The organism is Streptomyces sp. SL06, assembly GCF_058244745.1.
In genome coordinates this window covers 2,104,889-2,128,336 of sequence record NZ_JBSYOT010000002.1, presented here as the reverse complement: position 1 = coordinate 2,128,336, position 23,448 = coordinate 2,104,889, and the positions used below count along the sequence as shown (strand labels likewise).

Annotated in this window: 14 protein-coding genes and 1 pseudogene; 7 read left to right on the top strand and 8 right to left on the bottom strand. The window is 73.1% G+C overall.

The window, feature by feature from the left end; translation table 11 throughout:
- Positions 1-246 precede the first annotated feature (246 nt).
- Positions 247-2,865: a glycosyltransferase family 1 protein gene (locus AC4IHM_RS09475; protein ID WP_490866625.1), complete on the top strand. Its 2,619-nt coding sequence runs from the start codon at positions 247-249 to the stop codon at positions 2,863-2,865.
- A gap of 28 nt (positions 2,866-2,893) precedes the next feature.
- Here AC4IHM_RS09475 and AC4IHM_RS09470 read toward each other — a convergent pair whose 3' ends face one another.
- The 7 genes from AC4IHM_RS09470 to AC4IHM_RS09440 form a co-directional block, all read right to left on the bottom strand.
- Entirely contained in the window at positions 2,894-3,400 is a 507-nt protein-coding gene (locus AC4IHM_RS09470) for a DUF1990 domain-containing protein (RefSeq protein ID WP_490866624.1), read from the bottom strand.
- Positions 3,401-3,468: 68 nt separating this feature from the next.
- Positions 3,469-5,118: a M4 family metallopeptidase gene (locus AC4IHM_RS09465; protein WP_490866623.1), complete on the bottom strand. Its 1,650-nt coding sequence runs from the start codon at positions 5,116-5,118 to the stop codon at positions 3,469-3,471.
- 339 nt (positions 5,119-5,457) lie between these two features.
- A complete protein-coding gene (locus AC4IHM_RS09460) occupies positions 5,458-7,149 on the bottom strand; it encodes a M4 family metallopeptidase (RefSeq protein WP_490866622.1) in 1,692 nt (563 codons plus the stop codon).
- Between the two features lie 241 nt (positions 7,150-7,390).
- The gene (locus AC4IHM_RS09455) at positions 7,391-9,199 is read right to left on the bottom strand and encodes an ABC transporter ATP-binding protein (protein WP_490866621.1); all 1,809 of its coding nucleotides are present in this window, start codon (positions 9,197-9,199) and stop codon (positions 7,391-7,393) included.
- Positions 9,196-11,190, bottom strand: a complete 1,995-nt coding sequence (locus tag AC4IHM_RS09450) for an ABC transporter transmembrane domain-containing protein (protein ID WP_490866620.1) — start codon at positions 11,188-11,190, stop codon at positions 9,196-9,198. Before AC4IHM_RS09450 ends, AC4IHM_RS09455 begins: the two co-directional genes overlap by 4 nt.
- The gene (locus AC4IHM_RS09445) at positions 11,187-13,058 is read right to left on the bottom strand and encodes an ABC transporter ATP-binding protein (RefSeq protein ID WP_490866619.1); all 1,872 of its coding nucleotides are present in this window, start codon (positions 13,056-13,058) and stop codon (positions 11,187-11,189) included. Before AC4IHM_RS09445 ends, AC4IHM_RS09450 begins: the two co-directional genes overlap by 4 nt.
- Positions 13,055-15,271: an ABC transporter ATP-binding protein gene (locus tag AC4IHM_RS09440; RefSeq protein ID WP_490866618.1), complete on the bottom strand. Its 2,217-nt coding sequence runs from the start codon at positions 15,269-15,271 to the stop codon at positions 13,055-13,057. Before AC4IHM_RS09440 ends, AC4IHM_RS09445 begins: the two co-directional genes overlap by 4 nt.
- A gap of 148 nt (positions 15,272-15,419) precedes the next feature.
- On the opposite strand from AC4IHM_RS09440, the gene AC4IHM_RS09435 reads away from it, so the two are divergent.
- Entirely contained in the window at positions 15,420-16,343 is a 924-nt protein-coding gene (locus tag AC4IHM_RS09435) for an ABC transporter ATP-binding protein (RefSeq protein WP_490866617.1), read from the top strand.
- A pseudogene (locus AC4IHM_RS09430) lies at positions 16,256-16,720 on the top strand (LuxR C-terminal-related transcriptional regulator); the annotation flags it as partial. The gene AC4IHM_RS09435 and the pseudogene AC4IHM_RS09430, both read left to right, overlap by 88 nt.
- 17 nt (positions 16,721-16,737) lie before the next feature.
- Here the strand turns inward: AC4IHM_RS09430 and glgX are convergent.
- A complete protein-coding gene (gene glgX, locus AC4IHM_RS09425; protein WP_490866616.1) occupies positions 16,738-18,996 on the bottom strand; it encodes a glycogen debranching protein GlgX in 2,259 nt (752 codons plus the stop codon).
- A gap of 153 nt (positions 18,997-19,149) precedes the next feature.
- Here glgX and AC4IHM_RS09420 point away from each other — a divergent pair, with 153 nt between their 5' ends.
- The 4 genes from AC4IHM_RS09420 to AC4IHM_RS09405 all read left to right on the top strand — a co-directional run bounded on the left by AC4IHM_RS09420 (position 19,150) and on the right by AC4IHM_RS09405 (position 23,361).
- Entirely contained in the window at positions 19,150-20,388 is a 1,239-nt protein-coding gene (locus tag AC4IHM_RS09420; RefSeq protein ID WP_490866615.1) for a L,D-transpeptidase, read from the top strand.
- 141 nt (positions 20,389-20,529) lie between these two features.
- Positions 20,530-21,735: a L,D-transpeptidase gene (locus AC4IHM_RS09415; RefSeq protein WP_490866614.1), complete on the top strand. Its 1,206-nt coding sequence runs from the start codon at positions 20,530-20,532 to the stop codon at positions 21,733-21,735.
- A gap of 58 nt (positions 21,736-21,793) precedes the next feature.
- A complete protein-coding gene (locus AC4IHM_RS09410) occupies positions 21,794-22,561 on the top strand; it encodes an enoyl-CoA hydratase/isomerase family protein (protein ID WP_490866613.1) in 768 nt (255 codons plus the stop codon).
- Between the two features lie 296 nt (positions 22,562-22,857).
- Entirely contained in the window at positions 22,858-23,361 is a 504-nt protein-coding gene (locus AC4IHM_RS09405) for an ATP-binding protein (RefSeq protein ID WP_490866612.1), read from the top strand.
- Positions 23,362-23,448: the final 87 nt, after the last annotated feature.

Here is a 23,448-nt window from a genome sequence, read left to right as displayed (position 1 = left end):
CTTTCGCGACATGTGCAGCTTTTCGCGCGGGGTCGGGCATCGCAAGAAGGCCGGAGCGTGAAGATCCGGCCATATCGCCACGCCGGTCCGTATTAGCCCGTACGGCGTTTGACCGCACAGCCGTTCAGGCCGATCTGGCGCTCGGGTCGCGAAGCCCCCGGCGGGGGACACACCGGTGCCGGTAACGTCATAAGCGACGAGGTGACGCACATCCCGTCCAATCGAGCGAACGCGCTGAGGTGGAGTGTGAAGGCGATCCGTCGACTGACCGTCCGTCCCGTTCTCCCCGACCCCCTCCAACCGCTCAGTGATCTGGCCCGCAATCTGCGCTGGTCCTGGCATCCGGAAACCCGCGACCTCTTCCAGTCCGTCGACCCCGGGTGCTGGGCCGCCTCCGGCCGGGACCCGGTACGGCTGCTCGGCACCGTCCCGCCCGCGCGCCTCGCGGAGCTGGCCGAGGACCGCCGCTTCCTGCGCCGGCTCACGGCGGCGGCCGACGACCTCGACCACTACCTGACCGGCGACCGCTGGTACCAGGCCCAGCCCGGCCGACTCCCCGCCGCCGTCGCCTACTTCTCACCCGAGTTCGGCATCACCGCCGCCCTGCCCCAGTACTCCGGCGGGCTCGGCATCCTGGCCGGCGACCATCTGAAGGCGGCCAGCGACCTGGGCGTGCCGATCGTCGGCGTCGGCCTGCTCTACCGGCACGGCTACTTCCGCCAGTCGCTCTCCCGGGACGGCTGGCAGCAGGAGCACTACCCCGTCCTCGACCCCTACGAGCTGCCCCTCTCCCTCCTCAAGGAGGCCGACGGCACCCCCGCCCACGTGGCCCTCGCGCTGCCCGGCGGCCGGGAGCTGCGCGCCCGGATCTGGCTGGCCCAGGTCGGCCGGGTGCCGTTGCTGCTGCTCGACTCGGACGTGGAGGAGAACGACCTCGGCGAACGCGGCGTCACCGACCGGCTCTACGGCGGCGGCAGCGAACACCGGCTCCTCCAGGAGATGCTGCTGGGTATAGGAGGTGTCCGGGCGGTACGGACGTACTGCCGGCTCACCGGCCACGCCGAGCCGGAGGTGTTCCACACCAACGAGGGCCACGCAGGCTTCCTCGGTCTGGAACGCATCGCCGAACTCTGCGACACGGGGCTGGAGTTCGACTCCGCGCTGGAGGCGGTACGGGCCGGCACCGTCTTCACCACCCACACCCCCGTCCCGGCCGGCATCGACCGCTTCGACCGCGAGCTGGTCGCCCGCCACTTCGGCCCCGACCGCGAACTCCCGCGCATCAACGTCGAGCGCGTTCTGCGGCTCGGCATGGAGACCTACCCCGGCGGCGAGCCGGGCCTGTTCAACATGGCGGTGATGGGCCTGCGCCTGGCCCAGCGCGCCAACGGCGTCTCGCTGCTGCACGGCGGGGTCAGCCGCGAGATGTTCTCCGGCCTGTGGCCGGGCTTCGACGCCGAGGAGGTGCCGATCACCTCCGTCACCAACGGGGTGCACGCCCCGACCTGGGTGGCCCCCGAGGTGTTCCGGCTCGGCGCCCGGCAGATCGGCGTCCAGCGGGCCGAGGACGCGCTGACCGACGGCGGCCCGGACCGCTGGGACTCGGTCGCCGACATCCCCGACCAGGACATCTGGGAACTGCGCCGCACCCTGCGCGAGCAGCTCGTCGAGGAGGTGCGCGAGCGGCTGCGGGCCTCCTGGCGGCAGCGCGGCGCCGGGACGGCCGAGCTGGGCTGGATCGACGACGTCCTCGACCCGGACGTGCTCACCATCGGTTTCGCGCGGCGCGTCCCGTCGTACAAGCGCCTCACGCTGATGCTGCGGGACCGGGACCGGCTGACGGAGCTGCTGCTGCACCCCGAGCGGCCGATCCAGATCGTCGTCGCGGGCAAGGCGCACCCGGCGGACGACGGCGGCAAGCGGCTGGTGCAGGAGTTGGTGCGGTTCGCGGACGACCCGCGGGTGCGCCACCGCATCGTGTTCCTGCCGGACTACGGCATGGCCATGGCGCAGAAGCTCTACCCGGGCTGCGACATCTGGCTGAACAACCCCCTGCGCCCCCTGGAGGCGTGCGGCACCAGCGGCATGAAGGCGGCGCTCAACGGCTGCCTCAACCTGTCGGTGCTGGACGGCTGGTGGGACGAGTGGTTCCAGCCCGACTTCGGCTGGGCGATCCCCACCGCCGACGGCGCCGGTACCGACGCGGACCGGCGCGACGCCATAGAGGCCGCCGCCCTCTACGACCTGCTGGAGCAGCGGGTGACCCCCCGCTTCTACGAGCGGGGCGCGAGCGGGCTGCCGGACCGGTGGGTCGAGATGGTCCGCCGCACCCTGAGCCTGCTCGGGCCGAAGGTGCTGGCCGGCCGCATGGTCCGGGAATACGTCGAGCGGCTGTACGCCCCGGCCGCCCAGGCGCACCGCGCGATGGACCCGGACGCCGCCCGCTCGCTCGCCGACTGGAAGACCCGGGTGCGGGCGGCCTGGCCGGGGGTGAGCGTCGACCACGTGGAAACGTCCGCCGCCACCGCCCTGGCGGAGCTGGGCACGACGCTCGCGCTGCGGGTGCGGGTGAACCTCGGCGACCTGGTCCCCGACGACGTGGAGGTGCAGGCGGTCTCCGGCCGGGTGGACTCCGAGGACCGCATCACCGACGCGACGACCGTGCCGCTGAAACCGGTGGGCGGCCCCGACCTGGAGGGCCGCTGGGCGTACGAGGGCCCGCTCGCCCTGGACCGCACCGGTCCCTTCGGGTACACGGTCCGTGTCCTGCCGACGCACCGGCTGCTGGCGTCCGGCGCGGAGGCGGGGCTGGTCGCGGGGCCCTCGGACGACCTGGCCCAGGCGGCGGGGATGCTGATGCGGTGAGCGCCGGGAGCGGCGGCGGCCGGTCCGCTCAGGTTTCTTCGTCGCCGCCGCTCAGCCGCCGCAGGACGGTGCCGCAGCGGCGGGCGTAGGCGTGCTGGAAGAGGCGGGCGGCCGGTCCGCCGGCCCTCGCGTACCACGTGGCGGGGCGGCTGAAGGCGGTCACGGTCAGCCAGACCGTGCCGTCGCCCGTGCGGTCGACCACGAAGGCCTCCTCGCCGGACTCGGGGTGGCCCGGCAGGGTGCCGTAGGCCCAGCCCGCCCGGCGCGGCTCCTCCAGGGTCCACACCACCCGGCAGGGCGCCTTGATCATCCCGGCGAGGGTGACGGTGACGTCGACGCCGGGCGCGGCACGCTCCGCGCTCGCCTCGACGGCGACCCCCATCTCCCGGTGCATCTCCCAGGAGAACACGGCCTCGACGGCGCGCCGGAAGACCGGTTCGCCCTCCCCCAGGCGGGTGCGTACGTGCATGGGGCGGAAGCCGGGCGGGCAGTGGCCCTCGCGGGTGGCGCCGACGTCGTCGTACGTGAAGGACATGGGTCCCAAGAGTAGGGCGGCACCCGGGAACCGCTGGTTCCGGGTGCCGCCCGTGGTGTTGGCGGCGGTCAGGTCACGTTGATCGCGGTCCAGGCCGCGGCCACCGCCTTGTACTCGGTGCCCGTCGAGCCGTACAGGTCGGACGCCGCGTTCAGGGTCGCCGTGCGGGCGGCCTTGTAGTTGGTCGTCAACGTCATGTACGTGGTCAGCGCCTTGTACCAGATCTGCAGCGCCTTGTCGCGGCCGATGCCGGTGACGGTGGAGCCGTCGGAGGTCGGGGAGTCGTAGCTCACCCCGTCCACCGTCCTCGCCCCGCTGCCCTCGGCCAGCAGGAAGAAGAAGTGGTTGGCCGGGCCCGATGAGTAGTGCACGTCGACGCTGCCGAGGCTGGAGGACCAGTAGTCCTTGGACGCGCCGTCCTTGCTGGGCCGGTCCATGTAGCGCAGCGGGGTGCCGTTGCCGTTGATGTCGATCTTCTCGCCGATGAGGTAGTCGCCCTTGTCGGAGGCGTTGTTCGCGTAGAACTCCACACCGGTGCCGAAGATGTCGGACGTGGCCTCGTTCAGACCGCCGGACTCGCCGCTGTAGTTGAGGCCCGCGGTGTTGGCGGTGACGCCGTGGCTCATCTCGTGTCCGGCCACGTCCAGCGAGGTCAGCGGTTTCGTGTTCCCCGCGCCGTCGCCGTACGTCATGCAGAAGCAGCTGTCCTGCCAGAAGGCGTTGATGTAGTTGTTGCCGTAGTGGACGCGGGAGTAGGCCGCCTTGCCGTCGTTCTTGATGCCGTTGCGGCCGAAGGAGTTCTTGTAGAAGTCCCAGGTGACCTGGGCCCCGTAGGCGGCGTCCACGGCGGCGGTCTGGTCGGTGGCGGAGCTGGAGGCGGCGCCGGTGCCCCAAACGTCGTCGGCGTCGGTGAACAGGGTGCCGGTGCCGGAGGTCGCGCGGGCCAGGTTGTACGTCTTGTGGCCGCCGCGGGTGGTGTCGTACAGCTGGTACGACGAACCCGACAGGGTGGTGCCGAGAGTGACCGTGCCCGAGTACAGGCTCTTGCCCGAGCCGGTCTCGACGCCCTGGTACTCGTACAGCTTGGCGCCGGTGGCGGCGTCGGTGACGACGTGCAGTTCGTTGGGGGTGCCGTCGTCCTGGAGGCCGCCGACGACGGTCTCGTAGGCGAGCACGGGCTTGCCGTCGGCCGCCCAGATCACCTTGCGGGGCGCGGAGCCGGCGGCCGTCTTCGACGAACCGGCGTCCTTGGCCGCGCTCAGCGCCTGCTGCTCGGCCTTGGCCGCGGCGAGCTTCGGCGTGACGGTGTCGACCTCGACGGCGGCCTTGGTCGCTCTGGTCACGCCCTTGGTCGCGCCGGCCGCCGAGCGGTGCACGACGAGGTCGCCGCCGAGGACGGGCAGTCCGTCGTAGGTGCGCTCGTAGCGGGTGTGGACGGTGCCGTCGTTGTCCTTGACCACGTCCTTGACGACTAGCTGCTCCTTGGCACCGAGGCCTATCTCCTGTGCCGTGCCGGCCGCGTCGGCCTGCTCCTGCCGGATGAGCGCGCTGCGTGCGGTGTCCGACAGGAGGACGGGGGCGCCGGGCAGGGCCCGCGGCGCGGTGGCGTCGGCGGCGGCGTTGCCGGCGGTCAGGCCGGTGGTGAGCATGGCGCCGGCCGCGACCGCGGTGGCGAGGGCCAGCGTGGTGCGCTTGTGGCGCGAGAAGAGGGGAGACACACAAACTCCTTCGGTGGGGTACCGGTCGGCGTGGGGTGTCCGGCCGGGTTGCTGCGAAGTTGTGCGGCGGGTGACGGAAGACTGACATCTCAGGTGTGTACATGTCAGGAGGGCGAGATGATGTTGGCTGGAAGTCAACGCTCGGATGAATGTTGCTCAAACGTGAACGCGCGTGACCTCGGTCAAGTCGCAACAAGGCGTACGTAAGTGCTTGGCAAAAAACGGCGGGTGCGCTGAGAAGAAGGGAGGGGCGCCGCCCCGGAGGATTCGAACCTCCGGGGCGGCGCCCCGACGTGGAACGGTGGGTCGTCCGGTCGAGCGGTTGCCGCCGCTGTCGTCCTAGGGGCGCGCGCCGACGCCGACGCCCGCCCACGCGTGCTGCACGGCCGTGTACTCGGCGCTGTTGGCGCCGTACAGCTCACCGGCCGCCGCGAGGGTGCCGGTGCGGGCGCCCGCGTAGTTGGTGGTCGACGTGAACTTGGTGGTCAGCGCCCGGAACCAGATCTTCTCCGCCTTGGCGCGGCCGATCCCGGTGACCGGCAGGCCGTCCGAGGTGGGCGAGTCGTAGGCGACGCCGTTGACGGTCCTGGTGCCGCTGCCCTCGCTCAGCAGATAGAAGAAGTGGTTGGCCGGGCCGGACGAGTAGTGGACGTCCACCCCGCCGATCCCCGAGTACCAGTAGTCCTTGGAGACGCCGTCCCTGCTGGGCCGGTCCATGTAGCGCAGCGGGGTGCCGTTGCCGCGGATGTCGATCTTCTCGCCGATGAGGTAGTCGCCCGCGTCGGAGGGGTTGTCGGCGTAGAACTCGACCGCGGTGCCGAAGATGTCGGACGTGGCCTCGTTCAGGCCGCCGGACTCGCCGCTGTAGTTGAGGCCCGCGGTGTAGGCGGTGACGCCGTGGGTCATCTCGTGTCCGGCCACGTCGATGGCGGTCAGCGGGCGGACGTTGCCCGCGCCGTCGCCGTACGTCATGCAGAAGCAGCTGTTCTGCCAGAAGGCGTTGGCGTAGTTGTTGCCGTAGTGGACCCGGGAGTAGGCGGCCACGCCGTCACCGCGGATGCCCGAACGGCCGTGCACGTTCTTGTAGTAGTCCCAGGTCAGCGCGGCCCCGTAGTGGGCGTCGGCGGCGGCGGTCTCGGGGTTGGTCGCGCTGCCGTCGCCCCACACGTCGTCGGGGCCGGAGAAGAGCGTGCCGGTGCCGGAGGTGCCCCGGTTGAGGTTGTACGTACGGTGGTTGCCGCGCGCGGTGTCGGTCAGGGTGTACGACGACCCGGACTGCGCGGTGCCCAGGGTCACCGTGCCGCTGTACATGGTGTTGCCGGTGCCGTTCTCGACCGCCTGGTACGTGTACAGCTCGGCACCGGTGGCGGCGTCGGTGACGACGTGCAGTTCGTTCGGGGTGCCGTCCTCCTGGAGGCCGCCCACGACCGTCTCGTACGCCAGGACCGGGGTGCCGCCGGCCGCCCAGATCACCTTGCGCGGGGCGCGGTCGGTGTCGGGCCGCTCGGCGCCGGCGGCCTTCGCGGCGGACACCGCCTGCCGCTCGGCCTTCGCGGCGGTGATCCTCGGCGTAACGGTGGCGGGCTCGATCGCCCTCGCCGTGGCCTTCACGACCTGCTCGGTCCTCCCGGCGCCGCCGGTGACCACGAGGTCGCCGCCGAGGACGGGCAGTTTGTCGTAGGTGCGCTCGTAGCGGGTGTGCAGGGTGCCGTCGCTGTCCTTGACCACGTCCTTGACGACCAGCTCCTCCTTGGCGCCAAGACCGAGGCCGGCGGCGGTCCGCGCCTTGGCGGCGTCGGCGTCGCGGAGCAGTTCGGCGCGCTGCGCCGGAGTGAGCAGGACGGCCTCGGCGCCCGCGGCGGGGGCCGGTTCGGGCGCCGCGGTGGCGGCGCCGGACTGGACCGCCGTGGCGATCAGCGCGGCGACACCGGCCAGCGCGACGGCCGCGGCACGCCGGTGCGCGGTGCGACGGGACGGAGTGTGACGGGACGGGGCGGTGGGCGTGCGTCTGTGGGGAGAACTGCTGCTCAACGCTGACTCCTTCTGCGTGGCCGCGGGTCGCGCGGCCGGGGAGACCGGCCGGCGGGTGGCCGGCCGGGCGGAACTGTGCGGTACGCAGAGACCACGTGCTGAGAGCCGGCCGCGCCACAGTGCTCGTGGGGAAGCTGTGGGGGCACTGTGAAGGCGGGCCGACGGAAGAGTGGCAGCAGAACGTGCTTCTTGTCAGGGGCGCGTCAGAAAGTTGGCCGGAAACGGTTCGTTGAACGGGGGTTCACGTTCGATATACGGAGGCGTCGCCGGCCCCACCGGAGGGCTCCCCGTGCCAGGACCCCCACAGCGCCGCGTACGCCCCGCCGGCCGCCACCAGTTCCTCGTGCGTGCCCAGTTCGGTCAGCCGGCCGTCCTCCATCACGGCCACCCGGTCGGCGTCGTGCGCGGTGTGCAGGCGGTGCGCGACGGCGATCACCGTACGGCCCTTCAGCACGGCGGCGAGCGCCCGCTCGGTGTGCCGGGCCGTCGTCGGGTCCAGCAGGGCGGTGGCCTCGTCCAGGATCACGGTGTGCGGGTCGGCCAGCACCACCCGGGCGAGGGCGAGTTGCTGGGCCTGCGAGCCGTCCGGGCGGTGACCGCCGGTGCCCAGTTCGGTGCCGAGTCCTTCGGGCAGCTCCCGCACCCACTCCGCGGCGCCGACCGCGGTGAGTGCGGCCCACAACCGGGGGTCGGTGGCCGTCGGTTCGGCGATGAGGAGATTGTCCCGGACCGTGCCGAGGAATACGTGGTGCTCCTGGGTGACCAGCACGACCTGGCGGCGCAGCCGCTCGGGCCCGAGGCCGGCCACGGGCACCCCGCCCACCGTCACCGAACCCCGCGTGGGCGCGTCGACGCCGGCCAGCAGCCGGCTCAGCGTGGTCTTGCCCGCCCCGGACGGTCCGACGACCGCCAGCCGCTCACCCGGCCGCACGGTCAGGTCCACCCCGCGCAGCACCTCCCCGCCCCGGTCGTAGGCGTACCGCGCCCCGGCCACGTCGATACGGTCGTCCGCCGGGACCGGCGAGTCCTGCGGCGCCGCCCCCGGGGCGCGCGCCAGCCCCTCCACCCGGGCGAAGGAGGCGCCGCCCGCCTGGAGTTGCTCGATGCGCATCAGCACCTCGTCGAGCGGTCCGGACAACTGCTGGAGGTACACGGCGCATGCCACCACCGACCCGAGGCTCACCGATCCGTGCACGTGCAGGACCCCGCCGAGCAGCAGGACGCACGCCACGGGGAGCACGTACGAGATGTCCACCGCCGGGAAGAACACGCTGCGCAGGAACAGCGTGCGGAACCGGGTGCGCCGCGAGACCTCCAGCGCCTCCCGGTTCGTCGCGACGCGGTGGCCGCTCAGCGCGAACGCCTCGACCGTACGGGCCCCGGCCACCGTGGCGGCCAGGGTCTCGGCGACGTCCGAGGTGGCCGCGCCCTCGGCGAGATAGCCGGCCCGCGCCCGGCGCAGATACCAGCGCAGCGCGAGCCACGCCGGTGTCAGCCCCAGCACCCCGACCACGCCGAGCAGCGGGTCGAGGACGAACACCGCGACGCTGAGGAACAGCGCCTGGACCGAACTGATCAGCAGCTCCGGCCCGGCATCGCGCAGCGCCGTGCCGACCGTGGTCACGTCGGCGGTGCCGCGCGTGGTCAGGTCCCCGGTGCCGGCCCGCTCCACCACGGCCGCGGGCAGGGCCAGCGCCCGGTCCACGAACCGCTCCCGCACCCGGGCGAGCGTCCGCTCCCCGAAACGGTGCCCCACGTACCGCGCCCAGCGGGCCAGCAGCAGTTGGGCCAGCGAGCACAGCAGGATGGCGAGTGCCATCCGGTCCACGGCGCCCACCCCGCCCCCGGCGCGCACCTCGTCGACGATCCGGCCCAGCAGCCACGGACCCGCCAGCCCGGCAAGCGCGGCCAGGCCGTTCAGCGCGAGGACCACCGCGAAGGACCTCCGGTCGGCGCGCACGAGGCGGACCACCGCCCGGCGGACGTCGACGCGCTCGGCGACCGGCAGCTGCCCCGCCGCCTCCCGCGGCTCCACCCCTCCCGGCGTCATCGGGCGGCCTCCGGGGTGTCCTGGTCGTCCTCGTCCCGGGCGACCAGGGCGCGGTAGCCCGGCTCGGTGTCGAGGAGCCGGCGGTGGCTGCCGGTGGCCGCGACCTTGCCGTCGACCAGGTAGTGCACGGTGTCCGCCCGGTCGAGCACCAGCGGGGAGGTGCCGGTCAGGACGGTCGTACGGCCCCTGCGGGCGTCCCTGAGCCGGTCCGCGACCGTGGCCTCGGTGTGGGCGTCCAGCGCCGAGGTCGGCTCGACGGCGAGCAGCACCTCGGGATCGGCCAGCAGGGCTCGGGCCAGCCGGACGCGCTGGCGCTGGCCGCCGGAGAGGGTGCGGCCCTGTGCGGCCACGGGGGTGTCCAGGCCGTCGGGGAGGCCGCGGACTATGTCGTCGGCGGCGGCCGCGTGAAGGGCCACGGCGAGACACATCGCCCGTCCCGGCTCGACGGGCCGTCGTGCGGGCACGGGTTCGCTCTGGTCGGTCGAGGTCGAGGTCGTGGGGCGGGGTGGTGGTGTGTCGTGACCGGACGCGCTCGCAGGGTGGGGGCGTGGGTGGTTGCCGTGCGTGTCCCCGTGGTGGGCGCGTGCGGTGTCGTCGTTCGTGTCCGTGGGGCCCAGCCGTGCGGTGTCGCCGTGGTGGGGGCGCGCGCCGGGGCCTTCCGCGGCCCCCGGTCGGGATCCGGCGTCGATCACCTCGCGCAGGGGGCCCGCGAAGAGGTCGGCTTCCGCGTCGGCGACCAGGATGCGGGAGCGGATCTGTGCGAGCGGTACGTCGGCCAGGGGGATGCCGCCCCAGGTCGCGTCGGACGGGGCGTAGCGGCCGAGGCGGTCGATCACCTCGGCGGCGTCGGCGGGGCGGGCCCCGGCCAGCGCGGTCAGCCGGCCCGGCGCGACCCGCACCCCCGAGGCCGGGTCGTACAGCGCCGAGGGCTCCGCCGGCGCGTCACGGGTGCCGTCGTCCGGCACCGGCTCCAGCCGCAGGAACGCGACGACACGGCGGGCGGCCACCACGCCCCGGCTGAGCTGGTGGCCCATCTCGATGAGGAACGCCACCGGCCAGCCCAGCGCCACGACATAGCCGTACACCGACACCAGCTCGCCCACGCTGATCTGCCCCCGCACGGCCAGCCGGGCGCCCAGCCAGGTCACCAGCGCGAGGAACAGCGTCGGCAGCCCCACGCCGAGGGCCTGGATCCAGCTCGTCACCGCCCCGACCCGGTAGCCCTGCTCGCGCAGCCGCCCCGAGTCCCGGCGGAACGCGTCCGCGAACAGGCCCTTGCCGCCCAGGCCGTTCAGCACCCGCAGCCCGCCCGCGAGGTCGCCGATCCGAGCGGTCAGCACGGACTGCCGCTCCCGGTACTCGGCCTCCCTGCTCTGCAGGCGCCCCATGAGCGGCCCCAGCAGCAGCCCGAGCACCGGCACGCCGAGCAGCACCACGAGGGCGAGCCGGGGCGACAGCGACAGCAGCAGCCCGCCGACCGCCGCATAGGCGACGACCGCTCCGATGCCCGGCCCCACGGCCGTGAGGGACGTGCTGATGGTCTGCACGTCACCCACCCCGATGGTGACGACCTCCCCCGTCCCCACCTGGGCGCGCAGGGCCGCACCCAGCCGCGCGGCGTGTCCGACGACCACCTTGACCGTGCGGAAGTTGGCGTCCATCCGCACCTTCGTCATCGTGCGGTGCCGCATGACGCCGAGCCAGGCGTTGCAGCCCCCGACGGCGACCAGCGCACCCGTCCAGCCCGCCAGCGCGCCCAGGTCACCGGGCTCCAGACCGTGGTCGATCGCCCGAGCCATCAGATACGGGGTCGCCGCCAGCAGCACCATCCAGGAACTCGCGAACACCGCCCCCGCCACGCACCGCGGCCACTGCCGTCCGACCAGCCACCACAGATACCGCCAGCCGCCCCGGCGGTCCGGGCTGCCCGGATCCTCGTACGCGTCGATCGCCGACGCCTTCCGAACGCGTCCCGGCAGGCCCGTCCTCACGCCAGACTGTCCCGCCAGGCCCGGTGCAGATCCGCGAACCGGCCGGTGCCCGCGATCAGTTCGTCCGGGGTGCCGTCCTCCACGATCCGGCCGTGCTCCATCACCAGCACCCGGTCGGCGATCTCCACCGTGGAGAGCCGGTGCGCGATCACGACCGCCGTACGGCCCCTCAGCACCGTCGCCATCGCCCGCTGCACCGCCCGCTCACCGGGGACGTCCAGCGAGCTGGTCGCCTCGTCCAGGATCAGCACCGCCGGATCCGCGAGCAACGCCCGTGCGAACCCGACGAGTTGCCGCTGACCGGCGGAGATCCGGCCGCCCCGTTTGCGGACGTCGGTGTCGTAGCCGTCGGGCAGCGCGCCGATGAAGTCGTGGGCGCCGATCGCCTTCGCCGCGCGCTCGATCTCCTCCCGCCTCGCCTCCGGACGGCCGATGGCGATGTTCTCGGCGACCGTGCCGGAGAACAGGAACGCCTCCTGCGTCACCATCACCACGCCCCGCCGCAGTTCGGGCACGGCGAGGTCGCGCAGGTCGACGCCGTCCAGCAGGACCCGTCCCGCGGTCGGGTCGTAGAACCGGGCGAGCAGCTTGGCCAGCGTGGACTTGCCCGCGCCGGTCGAGCCCACGACGGCGACGGTCTGCCCGGCCGGGAGCGTCAGGTCGAAGCGGGGCAGCACCTCGCCGCCGGTGCGGTAGCCGAAGCCGACCCCGTCGAAGACGACCTCGCGGCCGGGGTGTTCCGACTCCGGCGGCGGCAGCTCCCGCGGCGCGGCCGGTTCGGGCACGGACGGCGTCTGGGCCAGCAGCCCGGCGATCTTCTCCAGCGAGGCCGCCGCCGACTGGTAGGAGTTGAGGAACATGCCGAGCCGGTCGATCGGGTCGTACAGCCGGCGCAGGTACAGCACCGCCGCCGCCAGGACGCCGAGCGCCAGCGTGCCCTCCGCGACCCGGTAGGCACCCCACAGCACGATCCCGGCGACGGCCGTGTTGGCGACCAGCCGCGATCCGACGACGTAACGGGCCATCTCCAGGAGCGCGTTGCCGTTGGCCCGCTCGTGACGCCGGTTCAGCGCGGCGAAGTCCGCGTCGTTGACGGCCTCCCGGCGGAAGGCGCGCACCGGCCGGATGCCGTTCATCGTCTCGACGAACTTCACGATCAGCGTGGCGATCGCCGTAGACCGCTGCCGGTACGCCCGTCCGGCCCGCCGCTGGTACAGCCGCACCAGCGCGTACAGCGGCACGAACGAGGCCACGGCGACGGCGCCGAGGCCGAGGTCCAGCCAGAGCAGCAGCGCCGAGATGTAGACGAAGGAGAGGACGACCGTCACCAGCTCCTGCAAGCCCTCGTCGAGCAGTTCGCGCAGCGACTCCACGTCCGTGGTGGCGCGGGAGATGAGCCGGCCCGAGGTGTAGCGCTCGTGGAAGTCGACGCTCAGCGCCTGCGCGTGCCGGAAGATCCGTCCCCGCAGGTCGAGCAGCACGTCCTGGCTGACCCGGGCCGCGGCGGCGACGAACGCGTACTGCAGCGCGCCCGCGGCCAGCGAGCACAGCAGATAGCCGGCGCCGACCGCGATCAGCGGACCGTGGTCGTCGTTGCGCAGGGCCGGCACCGCGCGGTCGATGGCGTACGCCACCAGCAGCGGGCCCGCCTGCACCGCGGCCTGTTGGAGCAGCAGGAGGAGGACGCTGAGCGCGACCCGGGCCCGCAGCGGAGCCAGCAGGGAGCGCAGCAGGACGCCGGTGGCGCCCGGCGGGCTGGGCAGGACGTCCCGGTCGAAGAGGTCGTCGGCCGTGAGGTCCTTCGCCCCGGCCCGGTCCCCGTCCTCCGGTTGCTCCCGCTGCGGCGCCGTGGCCGTGGGCGCGGTCATCGGCCCTCCCCCTTCATGGTTCCCGCGGGCTCCCCGGGTCCGTCCGGCCCGGACATCAGATGGGCGTACTCGGCGTTGGCGCGCAGCAGTTCCTGGTGGGTGCCGACGGCGGCGATACGGCCCTCGCGGAGCAGGGCGACGCGGTCGGCGAGCAGGACCGTGGAGGGGCGGTGGGCCACGATCAGGGCGGTGGTGTCCGCGAGGACCTGCCGCAGCGCGGCCTCCACGGCGGCCTCCGTGTGCACGTCCAGCGCGGACAGCGGGTCGTCCAGGACGAGGAACCTCGGCCGGCCGACCACCGCCCGAGCGAGCGCGAGGCGCTGGCGCTGGCCGCCGGACAGGCTGAGGCCCTGCTCGCCGACCTGGGTCGCGGTGCCCTGCGGCAGGGCGTGCGCGAAGTCGGCCTGCGCGACGGCGAGCGCCCGCCGCAGCTCCTCGTCACCGGCGTCGTCACCGGCACCCATCAGCACGTTCTCGCGGACGGTCGCCGAGAAGAGGGTGGGCTCCTCGAAGGCCACGGCGACCATGGAGCGCAGCTCCTCGCGGGGCAGGGCGGTGATGTCCTCGCCGTCCAGCGTGATCCGTCCGGAGGTCACCTCGTGCAGGCGGGGCACGAGCGCGGTCAGCGTCGTCTTGCCACTGCCGGTGGCCCCGACCAGGGCCATGGACTCGCCGGGGCGGATGTGCAGGTCGACGCGGTCCAGGAGGGGCGGGGAGCCGGGCGCCGCGTCCGGATAACGAAACCGCACCCCCTCGAACCGCATCCCCCGAAGCCCACCGACACCGCCACGGACCGGACGGCCCGCCCGGGGCTCCGGAAGTGCGCCGGCCGAGGTCTTCGTCGCGCCGTGCGTCGGGTGGTCCCCCCGGGGGTTCGGCAGGGTGTCCGCCGGGGGATCCGTCCGGGCGCCGGCCGGGTGGTGCGCGCGAGGGTTCGTCGGGTCGCTCACCGCGTGGGCCACCGCGTGGTCCGCCGGGGCGCCCGGCAGGGCGTGCGTCGGACGGTCCGCCTGGGGGTCCGTCCCGGCGTCCGTCGGATGGTCCGTCCAAGCGTCCGCCGGGAGGTGCGCGCGGGGGTCCGTCGGGGCGTTCACCGCACGGTCCGTCAGGGCCCCCGCCGCCGGGACCCGGCTCGTCCCGGTGGCGTTGCCGCCCTTGGCCGCAGTGGTCTCGGGCTCCGCGTCCATGACCTCGAAGTAGCGGTCCGTGGCCGTCGCCGCCTCCTGGCTCACCGCCAGCAGGAAGCCGATGGACTCCACCGGCCACCGCAGGGCCAGCGCCGTGGACAGGAACGCCACCAGGGTCCCCGCGGACAGCGACCCGTCCGCCACCCGTACCGAGCCGATGACCAGCGCCGCCCCGATCGCCAGCTCCGGCAGCGTCACGATGACCGCCCAGATGGCCGCCAGCAGCCGTGCCTTGCGCAGCTCCGTCCCGCGCAGCGTGTGCGCCAGCTCGTGGAAGGCCCTGGCCTGGCTGCGGTGCCGGCCGAACCCCTTGATGATCCGGACGCCGAGCACGCTCTCCTCGACCACGGTCGTCAGATCCCCGACCTGGTCCTGCGCGCGCCGCGCCACCGCGGAGTACTTCTTCTCGAAGACCGCGCAGGTGATCATCACGGGTACGGCGGGACCGAGGACGACCAGCCCGAGCGTCCAGTCCTGGACCAGCATGATGCCCACACCGACGAGAATCGTCACGCTGTTGACCAGCAGGAACGTCAGCGGGAAGGCGAGGAACATGCGCAGCAGCATCAGGTCGGTCGTCCCGCGCGACAGCAACTGGCCCGAGGGCCAGCGGTCGTGGAAGGCCACCGGCAGCCGTTGCAGATGCCGGTAGAGATCCGCCCGCATCCCCGCCTCGACCCCCGCCAGCGGCCGGGCCACCAGCCACCGCCGCAGCCCGAACAGCAGCGCCTCCGCCAGCCCGAGGAGCAGCAGGTACAGCGCCCCCAGCCACACGCCGGCCGGATCGCGGTCGGCGACCGGCCCGTCCACCATCCACTTCAGGACGAGCGGGATCACCAGCCCCAGGCAGGAGGCGAGCACCGCCACGAACGCCGCGCTCCCCAACCGGCCCCGTACCGGCCGCACATAGGGCCACAGCCGCAGCAGCGCGCGCACGGTGGACCGGTGTTCGGCGGGAGCGCCGGCGGTGGGAGCGCCGGCCGGGTCCGGGACGGGTTCCATGGTGGGTGCAGGTGTCGTGGGCATCGGCAGCGAGCCTACGGTTCACCACTGACACTGCCCACCGAGTTTCCGACCGCGCCGGGGTCGTACGGAGGCATCGACCGATCGGTCGATGCGCCTTCCAGCGCGTCGGCCGATGCGCCGGACCCCCGTGCGCCGGGACCCTGGTGTCATGCCCGTCATCGAAGTCACCGACCTGCGCAAGTCCTACGGTGGCCGTCCCGCCGTCGACGGTGTGTCCTTCGCCGTCGAGGAGGGCGAGATCTTCGGAATCCTCGGCCCGAACGGCGCCGGCAAGACCACCACCGTCGAGTGCGTCGAGGGCCTGCGCGTGCCCGACGCCGGCCGGGTCCGCGTCACCGGCCTCGACCCCGTCGCCGACCACGAGAAGGTCGCCCGGGTCCTCGGCGCCCAGCTCCAGCAGAGCGAGTTGCAGGCCAAGCTCACCGTCCGCGAGGCCCTGGAGCTGTACGCCGCCTTCTACCCGCACCCCGCCGACTGGCGCCCGCTCACCGAACGCCTCGGCCTCGCCCCGAAGCTGGACACCCGGTTCGCCAAGCTCTCCGGCGGTCAGAAGCAACGCCTGTTCATCGCGTTGGCCCTGGTCGGCGACCCCCGGATCGTCGTCCTGGACGAGCTGACCACCGGCCTTGACCCGCGCGCCCGCCGCGAGACCTGGCAGCTCATCGAGGACATCCGGGCGGGCGGCGTCACCGTCCTGCTGGTCACCCACTTCATGGAGGAGGCACAGCGGCTCTGCGACCGGATCGCGGTGATCGACCGGGGCCGGGTCGCCGCCCTCGACACCCCGGCCGGACTGATCCGGCGCTCGGCGGGCGCCACCGTCATCAGCTTCACCCCGTCCGCACCGCTCGACGACGCCGACCTGAACGCGCTGCCCGCACTCGCCTCGCTGGAGCACAAGGACGGCCGCGTCACCCTCTCCGGCACGGACGAGACGGTCAACGCCGTCATCACCCTCCTCGCCCGCACCCGCGTCACCGCCCGATGGACCTGCGGATGCCGGGCGGCTCGGGCGTGGACGCCATCCGGGAACCGACCCGGCGCGGCGCCCGCGCCCAGGTGCTCGTGCTGACCACGTACGACACCGACTCCGACACCCTGCCCGCGATCGAGGCCGGCGCGACCGGCTACCTGCTCAAGGACGCGCCCCGCGAGGATCTGTTCACCGCGGTCCGCGCGGCGGCGCGGGGCCGCACCGTCCTCTCCCCGGCCGTCGCCTCCCGCCTGGTCTCCGCCGTCCGGGCACCCGGCGGGGAGCCCCTCTCCGCCCGCGAGCGCGAGGTGCTCGCCCTGGTCGCCCGCGGCGCCTCGAACAAGGAGATCGCCCGGGAGCTGTTCATCAGCGAGGCGACCGTGAAGACCCACCTCACCCACCTGTACGCCAAACTCGGCGTCAACGACCGCGCGGCGGCGGTGGCGGCGGGATACGACCGGGGCATCCTCGGCTGACCGGGCGCCGCCCGCGCTCACCCCACCCTCAGCAGCAGCACCGTGCGGGCCGGCACCGTGATCGGCGCCCCCGCCGGATGCACGCTGCCCGGCGCCCCGGTCTGCTCCTCCCGGCCGGTGTCGACGACCACCTCGTACCGCTCCGCCCACGGAGGCCCCGGCAGGACGAACCCGGCCGGGCGGTCGCCCGCGTGCAGGACGGCCAGGAAGCTGTCGTCGGTGATCGGCGCGCCGCGCTCGTCGCGGCCCGGGATGTCCCGGCCGGACAGATACATGCCGAGGGTGGCGGCGGGGGCGTACCAGTCCCGCTCCGTCATCTCCGCGCCCCGGGCGGTGAACCAGGCCAGGTCGCGCAGGCCGTCCGCGGAGTGCGCCCGGCCGGAGAAGAACGCCCGGCGGCGCAGTACGGGATGCCGGTGGCGCAGCGCGATCAGCCGGGAGGTCAGCTCGAACAGGGGCCGCCAGTCCGGGTCGTCGAGCAGGCTCCAGTCCACCCAGCTGACCTCGTTGTCCTGGCAGTAGGCGTTGTTGCCGCCGCCCTGGGTGCGGCCCATCTCGTCGCCCGCGACCAGCATCGGCACCCCGGTGGACAGCAGCAGCGTGGTCATGAGGTTGCGCAACTGGCGCCGCCTGAGCGCCCGTACGTCCTCGTCGTCCGTCTCCCCCTCCACGCCGCAGTTCCAGGACCGGTTGTCGTCCGTGCCGTCCCGGTTGCCCTCGCCGTTCGCCTCGTTGCGCTTGCGTTCGTAGGACACCAGGTCCCGGAGCGTGAAACCGTCGTGCGCGGTGACGAAGTTGACCGAGGCGTACGGCCGCCGCCCGCCCCAGGCGTACAGGTCGCTGGAGCCCGACAGGCGGTAGCCCATCTCCCGGACGTCCGGCAGCGCGTGCCGCCAGAAGTCCCGGACCGCGTTGCGGTACCGGTCGTTCCACTCCGTCCACAGCGGCGGGAAGGCGCCCACCTGGTAGCCGCCCGAGCCGACGTCCCACGGTTCGGCGATCAGCTTCACCCGGCGCAGCACCGGGTCCTGCGCGATCACCGCGAGGAACGGGGACAGCATGTCGACGTTGTGCATGGAGCGGGCCAGCGCCGCCGCGAGGTCGAAGCGGAAGCCGTCCACGCCCATCTCCGTCACCCAGTACCGCAGCGAGTCGGTGATCAGCCGCAGGACGTGCGGCTGGACGACGTGCAGGGTGTTTCCGCAGCCGGTGTGGTCGGCGTACCGGCGCGCGTCGGGCTGGAGGCGGTAGTAGCCGCGGTTGTCGATGCCCTTCAGGGAGAGCGTCGGGCCCAGCTCGCCGGCCTCGGCCGTGTGGTTGTAGACCACGTCGAGGATGACCTCGATGCCCGCCGCGTGCAGCGCGCGCACCATCCGCTTGAACTCGCCGACCTGCTCCCCGGTGGTGCCGGAGGCCGCGTAGGCGGCGTGCGGGGCGAAGTAGCCGACCGAGTTGTAGCCCCAGTAGTTCCTCAGACCGCGTTCGAGCAGATGGCTCTCGTGCGCGAACTGGTGCACCGGCAGCAGCTCCACCGCCGTCACGCCCAGCCGCGTCAGATGCTCGACGGCCGCCGGATGGGCGAGGCCCGCGTAGGTGCCGCGCAGCTCGGGCGGGATGTCCGGGTGCCGTCTGGTGAAGCCGCGCACGTGCAGCTCGTAGATGACCGAGTCCGCCCACGGGGTCTTGGGCCGGCGGTCGTCCGACCAGTCGTCGTCGTCATGGACCACGACGCCCTTGGGGACGTACGGCGCCGAGTCGCGGTCGTCGCGCACGGTGTCCGCCACCCGCTGGTCCGGCCAGTCCCGCACATGCCCGTACACCTGCGGCGGCAGCGCGAAGTCGCCGTCCACCGCGCGGGCGTACGGGTCGAGCAGCAGCTTCGCCGGGTTCCAGCGGGCGCCGGTCCACGGGTCCCAGCGGCCGTGCACCCGGTAGCCGTAGCGCCGGCCGGGCAGCACGCCCGGCACGAAGCCGTGCCAGATCTCGTGGGTCAGCTCGGTCAGCCGCACCCGGCTCTCCCGGCCGCCGGGACCGGGCCCGTCGAACAGGCACAGCTCCACCGCCTCCGCGCCGCCCGCCCACAGCGCGAAGTTGGTCCCCGCCACCTGGTCGGGGCCGGTCCGGAACCGGGCGCCGAGCGGCACCGGGGTGCCCGGCCAGGCCGGCCCGGCGGGCGGTGCGGCGGCGGGCCGCGCGCCGTTCACCACGACGGGCCGGTACCCGTCCTCGGCGGCCCGCCTCCCGGCCACCGCCTCCTGCTCGGCTGCGCTGGACACCTGTCAGCCTCCCACGGCTCGCGGAACGGCGTACGGCGAAGAGGCGCGGCGTCCCGGCCGCCGCTTCCCGTCGCGCCGTTCTCCCCACAGTTCTGCCCACCGGGTGGCTCGCACTCACGTTTCCCCAGGGCGGACCGGTCGTTACGGGTGGATGTGAGGCACGTACACGGGCGCGCACGGCGCGCGGGGGCCGCTCTGGCCGCCCTACTGACATGGGCAGGACTGCTGGCCGGGGCCGCCGGATGCACCTCGGACGGCGGCGGCATCGGCTCCGGCATCGGCGAGGTGTTCGGCAAGCACCGCGGCGCTGAGGAGGTCATCCGCATCACCCCGGACGACGGCAGCAAGGCCGTCCGGCCGGAGAAGAAGCTGTCGGTGCGGGTGTCCGACGGGCGGCTGGAGTCGGTGAAGGTCGTCAGGTCGCAGGACGCGCGGGACACCCCGGTGCCCGGCCGGATCTCCGGCGACGGCCTCGGCTGGAAGCCCGCCGACGAGCGGCTCTCGCTCGCCGCGAGGTACACGGTCGACGCCGTCGCCGTGGACGGGCACGGCCACCGCTCGGCGCGGCACACCACCTTCACCACCTTCGTCCCCGAAGAGCGCTTCATCGGGTACTTCGCCCCCGAGAACCGCTCGGTCGTCGGCACCGGCATGATCGTCTCCGTGGAGTTCAACCGGGAGATCACCGACCGCGCCGCCGTCGAACGCGCCGTCTCGGTGACCGCGAAACCCGCCACCGAGATCCGCCCCCACTGGTTCGGCAAGGACCGCCTCGACTTCCGCCCCGAGCGGTACTGGCAGCCCGGCACCGAGGTCACCGTCGACCTGCACCTGCGGGACGTCGAGGGCGCGCCGGGGGTGTACGGGCTCCAGCACAAGACGTTCTCCTTCACCGTCGGCCGCAGCCAGGTCTCGCTGGTCGACGCGGCCCGGCGGACCATGGAGGTCCGCCGGGACGGCACAGTGCCGACCACCGTGCCGATCACCGCCGGGGCACCGACCACCCCCACCTACAACGGCAAGATGGTCATCACCGAGATGCACGACGTCACCCGCATGAACAGCCGCACGGTCGGCTTCGGCGGCGAGTACGACATCCCGGACGTCCCGCACGCCATCCGCCTGACCGGCTCGGGAACCTTCCTGCACGGCAACTACTGGGCGCCCGCCGACACCTTCGGCCGGGCCAACGTCAGCCACGGCTGCGTCGGGCTGCGCGATGCCAAGGGCGGCGGTTCCGACACCCCGGCGGGCTGGTTCTTCGACCGCAGCCTGATCGGCGACGTTGTCGAGGTGGTCAACAGCAAGGACAAGACCGTCGCCCCCGACAACGGCCTCGGCGGCTGGAACATGGACTGGGAGAAGTGGAAGGCGGGCGGCGCGGTGCACTGACCCCGGCACCCGACCGCGAACTCGGTACGCAACGGTGACAATTCACCGGTCCCCCGAGCCCCTGGCCTGCGGTTACGATGCGCCGGTGCGCGTGGGCGCACCGGGGTGCGGGCCCGACCGGGTCCGGCGAGGGGAGACAGGGTGAACGTGCGTCCGATAACGGGGGCGTTGCTCGGGGTGCTGCTGCTGGCGGTCACCGCGTGCGGCGGAGGGGCGGACCCGGGGGCCGGGTCGGGGGACGGCGGGGGAGGCGACGCCAAGGACTCCACCGCGGCGCAGAGCACGCACTCCGAGGCGGTCGTCACCATCGCCCCCGAGGACGGGGCCGAGGACGTTGACACCAACGGCGTCCTAGAGGTCGGCGCCGCGAAGGGCCGGCTGACCGAGGTCGTGGTCAAGAACGCCAAGGGCGCGAAGGTCGACGGGCGGATATCCGGGGACGGCGCCACCTGGACGCCGTCCACCCACCTGGCCGCCTCCACCACGTACACCGTGCACGCGGTCGCCGAGGACTCCGAGGGCCGCACGTCCGCCGAGGACTCCCGCTTCACCACGCTGACGCCCGAGAACACCTTCGTCGGCACCTTCACCCCCGAGGACGGCTCGAAGGTCGGCGTCGGCATGCCGTTCTCGATCCGCTTCAACCGGGGCATCACCAGCCCGGACGAGGTCGAGAAGGCCATCACCGTCAAGACCGAGCCGGCCGTCGAGGTCGAGGGCCACTGGTTCGGCAACGACCGCCTCGACTTCCGCCCCGAGCAGTACTGGAAGCCCGGCACCAAGGTCACCGTCGACCTCGACCTCGACGGCGTCGAGGGCCGCGAGGGCGTCTACGGCGAACAGGCCAAGACCGTCTCCTTCACCGTCGGCCGCAGCCAGGTCTCCGTCGTGGACGCCAAGAAGCACACCATGAAGGTCGTGCGGGACGGCAGGACGGTCAAGACCCTCCCGGTCACCACCGGCGCGCCCGGCTACGAGACCTGGAACGGCCAGATGGTCATCACCGAGCGGCTCGCCGTGACCCGGATGAACGGCGAGACCGTCGGCTACGGCGGCGAGTACGACATCGAGGACGTCCCGCACGCCATGCGCCTGTCCACCTCCGGCACCTTCGTCCACGGCAACTACTGGGGCGGCGACGCCTTCGGCAACCGCAACGCCAGCCACGGCTGCATCGGCCTGCGCGACGTGCGCGGCGGCTGGGACAAGAAGGCGCCGGCGGCCTGGTTCTTCGACAACTCGCTCATCGGCGACGTGGTCGTGGTCAAGAACTCCGAGGACGCGACCATCGCCCCGGACAACGGCCTCAACGGCTGGAACATGTCCTGGGAGAAGTGGAAGGCCTGACCGCCGGGGCACGTCCCGCGACTGCCGCGGCGCGTGAACGCCCGCTAACCTGCGGAGCATGACCGTACATCTCGAAGTCGCGGACGGCGTCGGCACGCTGCGCCTGGACCGTCCGCCCATGAACGCACTGGACGTCGCCACCCAGGACCGGCTCAAGGAGCTGGCCGAGGAGGCCACCCGACGCGACGACGTACGCGCCGTGGTGATCCACGGCGGCGAGAAGGTGTTCGCGGCGGGCGCGGACATCAAGGAGATGCAGGTGATGGACCACGCGGCGATGATCCTGCGCGCCCGTGCGCTGCAGGACTCCTTCACCGCGGTGGCCCGCATCCCCAAACCGGTGGTCGCGGCGATCTCCGGGTACGCGCTGGGCGGCGGCTGCGAACTCGCCCTCTGCGCCGACTTCCGTATCGCCGGTGAGAACGCCAGGCTGGGCCAGCCCGAGATCCTGCTCGGCCTGATCCCGGGCGCCGGCGGCACCCAGCGGCTGTCCCGGCTCGTCGGCCCCTCCAGGGCCAAGGACCTGATCTTCACGGGCCGTCAGGTGAAGGCCGACGAGGCGCTGACGCTCGGCCTGGTGGACCGGGTGGTGCCGGCCGCCGAGGTCTACGAGCAGGCGCTCGGCTGGGCCGCGCGGCTCGCGAAGGGGCCCGCCATCGCGCTGCGCGCGGCGAAGGAGGCGATCGACACGGGTCTGGAGACGGACCTGGAGACCGGCCTCGCCGTCGAACGGAACTGGTTCGCGGGGCTGTTCGCCACCGAGGACCGCGAACGCGGGATGCGCAGCTTCGTGGAGGAGGGGCCGGGGAAGGCGAAGTTCCTCTGACGCTCCCCGGAATCTTCACCCGAAGTGGCCCCGAACCACTTGCAATTGACACGATGTCTGATCCGGGTCCCTCGATCGGGCGGTTTATGGCAGCCTTAACGCACCATTAAGCGCGTCTTGTCGAGGGAGCCGACCGCGTGTCTCCGGCCGATCCGTCCGCGCAGGTCAGCCGGTCCATTTCCGGCTCCGAGCTGCCTGCGGCATATGCCGAACGCCCGTTGCGGGGCCGTGTCCGCGCCGCCGCGTATTCGCCGGGAACGACCCCCGAGCCCTTGCGGGGCGGCCATGATGGGGGCATGGCGGGGCTGGATGGTACGGAACAGCCGCGGGGAGCCGGACGTGCGACTGCGGCGCGCTGGTCGCCGGCGGTCGAGGACGAACACGCGCTCAAGGCGCTGGAACTGTTCGGCAATCCGACGGAGCGAGAGATTCCCTTACCGTCCCGCCCCGAGTCCGCCGCCACCGCGCGCCGGCTGGCCCAGGTGGTGGCCCTGCGTCAGTGGAAGCTCGGCCCCAAGGTCACGGAGGACACCGTCCTGCTCGTCTCCGAACTGGTCGGCAACGCCGTACGCCACACCGGCGCCCGTGTGTTCGGCCTCCACATGCGTTGCCGCCCCGGCTGGATCCGCGTCGAGGTCCGCGACCCCTCCCGGGGGCTGCCGTGTCTGATGCCGGTGCAGGAGACGGACATCAGCGGGCGCGGCCTCTTCCTCGTGGACAAGCTGTCCGACCGGTGGGGCGTCGATCTGCTGCCGCGCGGCAAGACGACCTGGTTCGAGATGCGGGTGGCGGACCGCTGAGGCCGTTGAGAGGCCATCTGCCTCCGAAAGCAACTCCGTTCGGCGGACACGCCGCCTACGGGTGACGGTCCGCGGCCCGGCGCCGCG

Coding starts and splice junctions, on each gene's coding strand:
- AC4IHM_RS09470 (WP_490866624.1), bottom strand. CDS start 3,400: ATGTCCTTCACGTACGACGACGTCGGCGCCACCCGCGAGGGCCACTGC.
- AC4IHM_RS09455 (WP_490866621.1), bottom strand. CDS start 9,199: ATGACGCCGGGAGGGGTGGAGCCGCGGGAGGCGGCGGGGCAGCTGCCG.
- AC4IHM_RS09445 (WP_490866619.1), bottom strand. CDS start 13,058: ATGACCGCGCCCACGGCCACGGCGCCGCAGCGGGAGCAACCGGAGGAC.
- AC4IHM_RS09440 (WP_490866618.1), bottom strand. CDS start 15,271: ATGCCCACGACACCTGCACCCACCATGGAACCCGTCCCGGACCCGGCC.
- AC4IHM_RS09435 (WP_490866617.1), top strand. CDS start 15,420: ATGCCCGTCATCGAAGTCACCGACCTGCGCAAGTCCTACGGTGGCCGT.
- AC4IHM_RS09410 (WP_490866613.1), top strand. CDS start 21,794: ATGACCGTACATCTCGAAGTCGCGGACGGCGTCGGCACGCTGCGCCTG.
- AC4IHM_RS09405 (WP_490866612.1), top strand. CDS start 22,858: ATGGCGGGGCTGGATGGTACGGAACAGCCGCGGGGAGCCGGACGTGCG.